The 11,040-nt window shown below is 44.7% G+C and carries 10 protein-coding genes; all 10 read right to left on the minus strand.

The annotated features are described in order from the left end of the window. Positions 1-133: 133 nt before the first annotated feature. A complete protein-coding gene (locus ACVC7T_RS10560; protein ID WP_105123055.1) occupies positions 134-805 on the minus strand; it encodes an amino acid ABC transporter permease in 672 nt (223 codons plus the stop codon). Positions 806-896: 91 nt separating this feature from the next. Further along, entirely contained in the window at positions 897-1,772 is an 876-nt protein-coding gene (locus ACVC7T_RS10565) for a transporter substrate-binding domain-containing protein (protein WP_105138445.1), read from the minus strand. Between the two features lie 124 nt (positions 1,773-1,896). Beyond that, positions 1,897-3,345, minus strand: coding sequence for an amidase (locus ACVC7T_RS10570; RefSeq protein ID WP_447262922.1), 1,449 nt, complete (start codon positions 3,343-3,345; stop codon positions 1,897-1,899). A gap of 8 nt (positions 3,346-3,353) precedes the next feature. After that, positions 3,354-4,181, minus strand: coding sequence for a lipoate--protein ligase family protein (locus ACVC7T_RS10575; RefSeq protein ID WP_447262923.1), 828 nt, complete (start codon positions 4,179-4,181; stop codon positions 3,354-3,356). A 116-nt stretch (positions 4,182-4,297) separates the two neighbouring features. Continuing rightward, positions 4,298-5,428 carry a molecular chaperone DnaJ gene (dnaJ, locus tag ACVC7T_RS10580; protein WP_447262924.1) on the minus strand — a complete coding sequence of 377 codons (1,131 nt, stop codon included), beginning with the start codon at positions 5,426-5,428 and terminating at the stop codon, positions 4,298-4,300. Positions 5,429-5,865: 437 nt separating this feature from the next. Continuing rightward, positions 5,866-7,689 (minus strand): molecular chaperone DnaK, encoded by a 1,824-nt coding sequence (gene dnaK / locus ACVC7T_RS10585; protein ID WP_002943084.1) that lies wholly within the window; start codon positions 7,687-7,689, stop codon positions 5,866-5,868. A 335-nt stretch (positions 7,690-8,024) separates the two neighbouring features. Further along, entirely contained in the window at positions 8,025-8,537 is a 513-nt protein-coding gene (grpE, locus tag ACVC7T_RS10590; RefSeq protein ID WP_002943082.1) for a nucleotide exchange factor GrpE, read from the minus strand. Between the two features lie 12 nt (positions 8,538-8,549). Next, positions 8,550-9,584 carry a heat-inducible transcriptional repressor HrcA gene (hrcA, locus tag ACVC7T_RS10595; protein WP_447262925.1) on the minus strand — a complete coding sequence of 345 codons (1,035 nt, stop codon included), beginning with the start codon at positions 9,582-9,584 and terminating at the stop codon, positions 8,550-8,552. 317 nt (positions 9,585-9,901) lie between these two features. Continuing rightward, on the minus strand, positions 9,902-10,429 hold the full coding sequence (locus ACVC7T_RS10600; protein WP_447262926.1) for a DUF2812 domain-containing protein: 528 nt from the start codon (positions 10,427-10,429) through the stop codon (positions 9,902-9,904). Then, the coding region (locus tag ACVC7T_RS10605) for an IS6-like element IS1216 family transposase (protein ID WP_010730224.1) at positions 10,430-11,040 on the minus strand (611 nt) is incomplete at its 5' end.

Genomic DNA, 11,040 nt, shown 5'->3' on the forward strand with positions numbered 1-11,040 from the left:
TTTTGTTGCGACGTCTAGCGTCAAAAAGCCCTACGACTTAACAAGACACCTCTACTTTATCATAAAGAAAAAGTAGTGAGTACTTTCTCCCGTCGGAGATTTCCTCACTACTAATCTTAGTATGTTTCTTTTTTTAATAAGTAGCCAGACGTTTTTCCAAGCGTAACTGCCCCACAGCATAGAGTGTACAAATGACCCAATAAATCAAGGCTACGCAGATATAGACCGTCATGTAGTCGGACTTAGCACCGCCGACGATTTTGGCCTTGTTGAAAATTTCAGGCACTGTAATCATGGCTGTCAGCGAGGTACTTTTTACCATGTCCAACAGAACATTACTCAATGGGGGGAGAGCAATTCGGAAGGCTTGGGGAATAATGATTTTTCGATAAATCACATTGGTCTTGAGGCCCAGACTGCGTGCCGCTTCCCATTGACCCTTATCAATAGCCGACAGGGAAGAACGGATGATTTCCGAGATGTAGGCCGATGACATGGAAGTAAAGGCAATGATGGACGCTGATATCGCATCCAGCTGAATGCCCATAAAGGGCAGACCAAAATAGATAAAGAAAAGCAAGACCATTAGCGGAATACCCCGCATGAGGGAAATATGAGCCATAGCCAACCAGCGGAGGACGGCAAGCTTAGACATACGCATCAAGGCTACAAAGAAGCCACAAAAGGTCCCTAGGGCAAAGCCGATAAGAGAGAGAGCCAATGTGTAGGGCAAGCCCTCTAGAATAAGCGGAATAGCCTCAAAAGCTAGTTTTGGATCAAAAACTGCCTGCCAATTGATAGACATAGAGAAATACCTTGGAGGCGCCGACCAGGTCAACACCCGTCCTTTCTTTACTAGATAAAAAGGTAGGAATCACTTCCAACCTTTCTGATGTTTAGTCAACGTCTACTACTGGCAACTCATCTGCACCTTCAGCAGGTTTGGTCAAGTCTTGACCAGCATAGTGTTTTTCTGAGATAGCCTTCAAGCTACCATCTTCTTTCATTTCTTTGATGACCTTATCCAACTCTTGCTTCAAGCTGTCATCTTCCTTGCTCATGACAATCACAGATTCGTTTGGATTGTAACGAACATCACCCATCTTCACTTTGATATCTGGGAATTTTGCAGTAATCATCTTAACTGCGACCACTTGTGTGAAGTAGTCATTTGGAATAAAGTCTGTACGACCAGTGGATACATCGCGAAGGTAAACGTCGTTGGTTACGTTATCGTAGATAACTGGCTCTGCGCCTTGCTTTTCAGCAATCTTCATGAAGGTTGTACCAGCACCACCACCAGCTTTTTTACCCTTCCAGTCTGAAAGGTCTTTTGCTGTGATGTTTGATGAACCATCTTCACGGACAATCATACCAGATACAGAATACTTGTAAGCCTCAGAGAGGTTGTATTTTTCCTTACGCTCAGCTGTTGGCTGCAGGTTGTTTACTGAAACATCTACCTTGCCTGAGTCTACTGATGTCAGAGCTTCTGCTACACCGATTTCTTGGAATTCAATTTCGAGATCCAAGCGCTTGCCGATTTCCTTCATCATATCGACTTCATAACCGACCAATTCCTTCTTGTCATTATAGTATGACGTTGGGAAAAGCGTACCTGGGGTCGCAACTTTCAAGACACCTGCTTCCTTGACTTGTTCCCATTTGGTTGGTTCTGCAGCTGCTTCTTCTGTCTTAGAAGCGTTGCTTGAGCAAGCTGCCAACGTTAATGTAGATACAAGAAAGGCTGATGCCAACAATTTTTTCAACATGTCAATCTCCTCTGGAAGTGACAAACTTCCTTTTTCTTTATTTTTGGTGTTAACCCACCAACTTTAATAGGGTAACATTTTGAAAAAGATTTGGCAAGAATTTGGTACCGTTTTTTGTAGCCATTTACATTCTAAACAAATGAGCATCTTCCAAGTCCTGGGCTAGCTGTAAAAGGATATCTTCTCGGCCCTTAGCTGCTGTCAATTGGACCCCTATCGGTAGGCCTTCTTTGGTAACATGCGTCGGCAAGCTAATGGATGGTTGGCCTGTAATATTGGCCTGTTGCGTAAAGGGAGTAAGAGCGAGACTGTCCGCAAACATCTCCCAGATCAAGTCCTGCTGAGCAGCCATTGAATATTCCTGGGTCTGCTTGAGGCGGGTTTCTAAATCAACAGACGGCTGAAATTGACCATGAAGAGGAGCCACATCTGCCACCGTGGGAGTCAGGAGAATGTCGTAGGTCTGGTGAAATTCCTGCATGCTGGCACTGTAGCGGTCCCAATCCTGTAAAACCTTAGAATAAAGCTTGGCCGGTATGGTTTGACCGCTCTGATAAATGGCCCAGGTCATGGGCTCCATGTCATCCAGAGTCATTGGGCGTCCAAAAGCCGTTTCAATTTCATCAAACATCTGAGCAGTCTCTACGCTATTCATAATATAATAGGACTGCATCACTTCACTCCCGTCCAAGGGCTGTCGCTGTAATTCCTCCACTTGATGACCCATCCCTAGAAGGTGGTCGACCAGCTGAAGAACCGCCGTCTGCGCTTCCAGACTAACCTTGCTACCAATAGGGGATTGACTGGTAAAAGCAATTTTCAAAGAGCGATTAAGAGAACTGAAAATCGACTCTTCCGACAGGGTTGCCAAGGGAAAAGGCGCCTCAACCTGATAGGTTTGAAAATGATAAAGCAGCCGCTTGGTGTCCCGCACGGACTTGGTCAAGGCAAAGTTGCTAGAAGCCCCCTGCCAACCTCGGAAAGACTTGGGTCCAACAGGGATGCGGCCTCGACTGGGCTTGAGCCCAATCAAACCGTTGAAGGAGGCGGGAATACGGATAGAGCCGCCACCATCCGATGCCGCCGCCAAGGGTATCATGCCTGAAGCCACCGCAGCTGCCGCACCTCCACTGGATCCACCTGCATTGCGGCTCAGATCTAGGGGCAACTTGACCTGACCATGCAGACTGGAGTCTGATATATTCTTAAACCCAAACTCTGGCGTATTGGTCCGTCCCAAGATGATGAAACCAAGGTCCTTGAAAGCCTGCACCAATTTGTCTGTATGTCCTGCTCGGTAGTTTTCAAACAGCCGAGAGCCTGCTGTTGACAAGTGCCCCGCTTCATTTTGCCCCAAGTCTTTCAACAAAAGAGGAACACCACCAAAGGGCTTGTCTTGAAAGTTCCCCATTTCTGCTTCTTGTAGGGCTTGCTCGTATTGCTTGCTGACGACAGCATTGAGTGCAGGATTGAGTTGCTCTATCTTGGCAATCGTTTCCTGTACCAGTTCCTTGGCAGATACTTGTTTTTGGTTGACAGCCTGAGCCATGGCTGTCGCATCTATCCACTCCATACTAACTCCTATATACCATATTTTTCCATAGACTGCTTAATAGTCTTTCCGAGCGCCATAAAATCAGCCATGTTGTCCGATGAGGGATAAAAGGTGGACAGACTGGCCCCATTTTCAACCAAGACCTGCTCAATCCGTGTTTTCATCTCCTCCACCGTTAATTCCTGACCGACTAGGTCTGACAGATTGGCCATCGAAGCTGAATTTACTTGCGGAAATCTGTCCGATACTTCTTGCGGAGCAAAACTTGCTGCATAAAAATTAGCCACCACTTGCCCACGCTTGACTTGATTGCCTGATACGCTGATATAGGCAGAAATGGCAATGGCTCCTTGGTAAATCCGCTGGGCCAAACCAGCAAACTTCCGCCCCTTGATACTAAGGTCGTAGGTTCCAGGGCAGTAGGAAGTTGCCACCTCACCACTGACCACCTCAACGGGAAAATCTGAAAGCGCCTGGGTAATCAGGTCCACCATGACCTGATAAGACTCCCTCAAATCAACCTTGTGACCAGAAGGATTGGGTAAAATAAGAGAGACATTTAATATCCCCTCATCTGCTACAACCGCCAGACCGCCCAAACTCCGAATAATAGGACTGTATCCCGCCTGACCAATACTGGCTAAGCCCTTGTCCAGCTGAGCCACCTGACTGTCCAATTTCCCCAGAATCACTGTTTGAGCCATAGGCCAAAAATGTAAGATGCCTGTATCCGACTGACGATTGATCTCTCTCAAAAACACCTCGGTCCACACCAGTGGCCCTTGTTTCAAACCCGTCAAGCCAGATCGATCCTCATATTTTTTTATGGCTACATTCTCAACCCATGCTTTCATGCCAACCTCGTCCACTTTTTCTATTTGTTATTGTATCACAATTATTTAATCCTGCAGAAAAACTCAACTACTTTTATGAACGAAAAAAGACTGGAAAAACCAGTCTATTCATGTGCTTACAATTCATCAAAGGCGTCTTTCACCTTGTCGAAAAAGCCTTTTTTCTGCGGATGAACATTGATATTGCCTGCTGCCGCAAAATCTTTTAAAGCTGCTTTCTGGCGGTCATTGAGCCCTGTTGGTGTCACTACATTGACAGTGACATACTGGTCACCCATGGCACCCCCGCGGATACTTGGCGCACCCTTGCCTTTAAGACGGAAGGTCTTGCCTGTCTGGGTCCCTTCCGGAATAACCATATCCACATCACCATGAACCGTTGGCACATGGACGGTGTCACCTAGTGCAGCTTGAACAAAGTTGAGGTCCAATTTGTAAAGAATGGTCGTACCTTCACGCTCAAATTTATCCGATGCCTCGACTTGAACGACTACATAGAGATCTCCGTAAGAGCCTCCGTTAAATCCAGCTTCACCTTGACCAGCCAGACGGATACGCTGACCAGTTTCGACACCTGCAGGAACCTTGACCGTAACAGTGTGAGCCTGTTTCTCATGACCAGTTCCACGACAGGTCGTACACGGATCCTTAATCTGCTTGCCACGACCGTGACAGACATCACAGGTCATCTGACGGCGCATGGTTCCAAGTGGTGTCTGTGTATCAACATTGATAACACCAGAGCCATGACAGCGTCCACAAGTTACAGGACTGGTCCCAGGTTTGGCACCCGAACCAGTACAGGTACGACAAGTTGCCTCACGGTTGTAGGAAACTTCTTTTTCAGCACCGAAAATAGCCTCTTCAAATTTCAAATTGACACGGTACTGCAAATCATCTCCCTGACGAGGTGCATTAGGATTACGTTGAGCAGTTCCACCGCCGAAGAAACTAGAGAAGATATCCTCGAAACCGCCGAAACCAGCACCGTCAAAGCCACCAAATCCGCCACCGCCGAAGCCACCATTGGCTCCAGCCGCACCAAATTGGTCATAAGAGGCACGTTTTTGAGGATCGCTCAAGGTCTCGTAGGCCTCTTGAACTTCCTTATATTTATCTTCCGCACCAGCATCCTTGTTAATATCTGGATGGTATTTTTTTGAAAGCTTCCGATATGCCTTCTTAATCTCGTCTGGCGAAGCATTCTTAGAAACCCCCAGACGATCGTAAAATTCTGTGTTGTTCATAATGTAAGATATTAAGCCGTTAAGCGACTCAAAGAAAAATAGGAAACTGTCCGACGATGCCTTGCATCTAGGTAAAGTTTATCTTTTTTCAAAGAGTCGTAGGCGTATTCAGTTACACCAAAATAGTCATGCAAGAATACTACATATAAACGACTGTGTTCGATTGCGAACATTTTCCTTTCTGTAAAAGTTAGAAGGGGATTTACCCAAAAACAGAGGCTGGGTTGCAACCTCTGTGATTGGAATTTTGACTTAATAATGATTTCTATTCTCGAGAAGATAAGAACTGAGTTCGAGCTAAGAACTTCGGAAAAAGATAAATTTCCTTGTTCTAGATACTCAAAGAAATTCAAGACTAGGCTAGGCAACTGGACGAAGATTGAACTGGAGTTCATCGAGGAGAGTTAACGAAGCCTAGTGAAGAATTTCGAAGAGTACTACTTCTCAGTAAACTCGCCATCTACCACATCATCACCTGCGTTATTAGCTGTTTGGGCACCTTCTTGGCCTGCGGCTGCTTGTTGTGCTGCTGCGGCTTGCTCGTAGAGTTTCACTGCAAGGGCTTGAGCTTTTTCGTTGAGGTTTTCAAGTTTAGCCTTCATGTCGTCCAAGTTGTTAGCTTCTTGAGCTGCTTTCAACTCATCAAGAGCTGCTTGAGCTTGATCGCGTTCTGCATCGAAGCCTTTGCCTTCCGTTTCTTTAAGAGTTTTCTCAGTCGCAAAGATTGCTTGGTCAACGTCGTTACGAAGATCCACTTCTTCCTTACGTTTCTTATCTGCTTCAGCGTTTGCTTCTGCATCTTTCATCATGCGATCGATTTCTTCATCTGTCAAACCTGAGTTAGACTGAATAACGATTGTTTGTTCTTTTTGTGTACCAAGGTCTTTGGCTTTTACAGAAACGATACCGTTCTTGTCGATGTCAAATGTTACTTCGATTTGTGGGATACCACGAGGTGCTGCAGGGATATCTGTCAATTGGAAACGACCAAGTGTCTTGTTGTCCGCTGCCATTGGACGCTCACCTTGAAGCACGTGGATGTCAACAGCTGGCTGGTTGTCTGCAGCAGTTGAGAAGACTTGTGACTTAGAAGTTGGGATGGTTGTGTTGCGGTCGATGAGTTTTGTAAATACACCACCCATTGTTTCAATACCGAGTGACAATGGAGTTACATCAAGGAGGACAACGTCTTTGACATCACCAGTGATGACACCACCTTGGATTGCCGCACCCATAGCAACAACTTCATCAGGGTTCACAGATTTGTTTGGCTCTTTACCAGTTTCAGCCTTAACAGCTTCTACAACGGCTGGGATACGAGTTGAACCACCGACAAGGATAACTTCGTCAATTTCTGACAAGCTAAGGCCTGCATCTGAAAGAGCTTGACGAACAGGAACTTTTGTACGTTCTACAAGGTCGTAAGTCAATTCGTCAAATTTTGCACGTGTCAATGTCATTTCCAAGTGAAGCGGACCTGCTGCACCTGCAGTGATGAACGGCAAGCTGATTTGAGTTGATGTTACACCAGAAAGGTCTTTCTTCGCTTTTTCAGCCGCATCTTTCAAACGTTGAAGGGCCATCTTGTCAGCTGACAAGTCGATACCGTTTTCTTTCTTGAACTCTGCTACCATGTGGTCGATAATCTTTTGGTCAAAGTCGTCACCGCCGAGCTTGTTATCACCTGCTGTTGCAAGTACATCAAAGACACCGTCACCTAGTTCAAGGATAGATACGTCGAAAGTACCACCACCAAGGTCGAATACCAAGATTTTTTCATCTTTGTCAGTCTTGTCCAAACCGTAAGCAAGGGCTGCTGCAGTTGGTTCGTTGACGATACGTTCTACTTCAAGACCAGCGATTTTACCAGCGTCTTTGGTTGCTTGACGTTGTGCATCGTTGAAGTAAGCAGGAACCGTGATAACGGCTTTAGTTACTTTTTCACCAAGGTACTCTTCAGCGTAGCCTTTCAAGTATTGAAGGATCATAGCTGAGATTTCTTGTGGTGTGTATTCTTTACCGTTTGCTGAAACTTTTTCAGAAGTTCCCATTTTTGATTTGATAGAGATAATGGTATCTGGGTTGGTTACTGCTTGGCGTTTTGCCGCGTCGCCAACGATGATTTCACCATTTTTGAAAGATACAACAGACGGAGTTGTGCGGTTTCCTTCTGGGTTTGCGATAATTTTTGATTCAGTTCCTTCAAGAACTGCAACTGCTGAGTTTGTTGTACCTAAGTCAATACCGATAATTTTAGACATGTGTGTTACCTCTTTTTTTAGTTTTCTTTTATTCATTCATAGTTTACCGTCATTGCAGACGAGGTTTTTTCATAGTTTTCGAGTAACTCTTGTCGCTTTAGCGACCTTAGAGTTACCGACACAAAGTTTGCCCAAGAGCTAGGAGCCTCGCGACGAAGCGATTGGTTGCAAACTACTGTGCATGACATTTCGGTCAAGTTTCTTTTTTGGGGGAGAATAGCAGAGCGGTCTTAGTGTTTCAGTTTACTTTTAGTACTAGGCAACGAGCCGAAGACAGTACTGGAGTACGGCAAGGCAAGTTAACGAAGTAATAAAAGATAAACTGGAAGACTAAGCTATTCAGATACCACTACCATAGCAGGTCTCAACAGACGTTCATGTAGTTTGTAGCCTTTTTGGAAGACTTGTGCAATGTGTTCTGCTGGGCAGTCGTCTGTGGCTGGGACTGTTTGAATGGCCATGTGAAGATTTGGGTCAAAGACATCTGTTGCGACTTCCTCCACTCCTTCTTCTTTAAGGGCTTGAATCAAGCTTTCCTGTACCATTTCCAAGCCTTTTTTGACATCTTCTGTCAAGCCTTCGACTTGAAGGGCACGTTCTAAGTTGTCCAAACTTGGCAAGATTTTCTTGGCCAAGTCTTGCGAACGGTAACGCTGAATAGTTTGGCGTTCCTCGTTGGCACGGCGTTGGATATTTTGCATTTCAGCGTGGGCACGGAGGTACTTGTTTTCAAATTCCTCTGCACGCTCATTTGCCAAGTCCAATTCTGATTTTTCAGGTGTCTCCACAACTTCTTCTGTTGCTTCAACCTCTTCTACGATTTCTTCGTTTTTGATTTCTTCTGACAAAGCATTCTCCTTCTAATTGACTTCGTAATGATTACTACTTAAATATCTGTAATAATCGGTTAATTTCATAAATAGGACGCGGCTAATGATGTTGATCAAACTCATCTGCCTGCGGTAGTTCATGTCAACAGGACCAAGCAAACTCATCTGGGCCATGCCCCGATAGGGGATTGGAAAGCGATAATGAATGACCGTCACATCTGCAAGAGCAGGTTCTCTATGTTCCGCCACGGAAATACTGGTCTGCTGGTCTGGCGCCAAGCCCTGCCGCAACTCTGGTGCCAATAGCTGAGGACTATCCAAGAGTTGGTAGGTAGCGAGATTGCCATAGGTCAGCGAAGCGACTTTTCCACTGATAAAGACCGATTCTTGGAAGAGATTGGAAAAAATATAGTCCATGAGATCCAAGACATTGTCCGTCGTGGTAAAGTAACGCTGCACCACCTGGGGAATCTCCGTCCGCAGCTTGTAGTGGATTGCCAAAACCGTCTGTCCAACGAAGCGTTCATCCACCAAGCGTTTGAGCACCTCCAAGTCCCTGGTCAAAAAGTTCTTGGGAATGGCAAACTGGACGGTAACAGGTTTGGACTGGTCCAGGGTTAAAACTGCCAAGGCATCGTGGCTACTGAGCTGCACGATGTCAAAGGAAGTCAACTGCTGACTGGTCGGCTCCACATCTAAAATGACCGAAGTGTAGCCTGTCAAGTCAGCTAGGACTGTACTGGCTCGCTCCAAGATGTCTTCCAGCTTGAAGGCTTCAAAATCGAAGGCCTTGACTACCTGATAAACATCTTCTTCATTGATGTGTTCCAAGTTAAGCGAGTGGTTGACAAAGTATTGAAAACCAGCCCGACTGGGCATCCGTCCGCTTGATGTGTGGGCCTTTTCCAGCAAGCCCAACTGCTCCAGCTTAGCCATATCATTACGAATGGTCGCTGAACTAGAAGCAATCATCTCCTGCAAGGCCTTAGAACCAACTGGCTCATGATGGCGCGTAAACAATTCAACAATCAGATTCAAAATATCATTTTGACGTTGGGTAATCATCTCCGCTCCTTTCATGAACACTGTTTTAGTTACGCTCAATGAAAATCGACAGTAGCCTAGGAAGCGAGGCCGAATGTAGAACTGTGCTACTTTCCTAACTCTAGGTAGCAGGCTGAAATCCTCCACTGGAGAATTTCACTCACACAGGCAAGCTGACAACGGTTAGTGTTGATTTTCGAAGAGCGTTAGCACTCTATGATGTCGAGTGCTAACCTATATACTCCCATTATACGCCGAAAAAATGGATTGTCAAGAGAAAAAACCAAAAAATTAGCACTCTTTTGCTTAGAGTGCTAAAAATCAGTCTGAGGACCTAGTTACTCTTTTACCATACGATAAAAACGGATGCCTAGTAATAATAAAAGCGGAATATAAATGATAGAAATACCTAAGATAAAACCTGGACGCGAACGCAAACTTGTTCCCAGTAGAATGCCGTACAGTCCCAAAGATGGCAAATAGCGTCTTTGGAAGATTGTTTTCACAAACTCCACTTTATTTTCTCTATCACCATATAATTCAAGCTCTCCCATCTTCGCAGGTTTCCTAAAAATATTGAAATTTTGGCAGGATACGACAAACTCCCATCCATATTCCTCGTACATATGCAGATAGTTTTCTCTATCTTTATTTTTTGCTTTCTTGAAATCAACCTGATACACAACCCCTTCTGGCAGGCATTTTTCAAAATGATAAAACAAGAGCCAGCTAATCTTAACTAGTTTCCACCCTTGCTGATGCATCTCACTGAGATAGTCTGCTTGCTGACTGAAATCTGTGATAAAAAATACGGTTCTGTTGCAAAGTTTTAAATAAAGAATAAAATCCCTTACGGTATCTATGATTTAAGCTGGGATTCCCAATAATACCTTGATTTCAGTACAGACCGAAAACCCGAAGAGAGTGCCTTCTTTTCGGGTTTTCTTATATAATCCTCGGATGGCTTCCATACCTTTAATCGTGGTAGAGGCAGTGCGTAAACTTCGATAGAATTTATTGCGTCTCTTTACTGGACGATGGTCTTGTTCAATCAAATTATTCAGGTATTTAATGGTACGATGTTCTGTCCCTTGATAAAAGCCGTATTCTTTTAGTTTCTTAAAGGCACTTGTAATAGAGGGGGCTTTATCTGTGACTACAACCTTCGGTTCATCAAACTGCTTCACTAACCGCTTAAGAAAAGCATAGGCTGCTTGTGTGTCCCGTTTTTTACGTAACCAAATATCCAAGGTTAAACCATCTGCATCGATGGCTCGATACAAATAATGCCATTTTCCTTTAATTTTGATGTACGTTTCATCCATTTTCCATGAATAAAAGGATTTTTTATTTTTCTTTTTCCAAATTTGATAGAGTAGTTTGCCATATTCTTGCACCCAACGATAAATCGTCGTATGAGAAACGTTAATGCCACGATCATATAAGATTTCTTGAACTTCACGATAGCTAAGGTTAT

It is taken from the genome of Streptococcus sp. P25B114 (assembly GCF_053010325.1).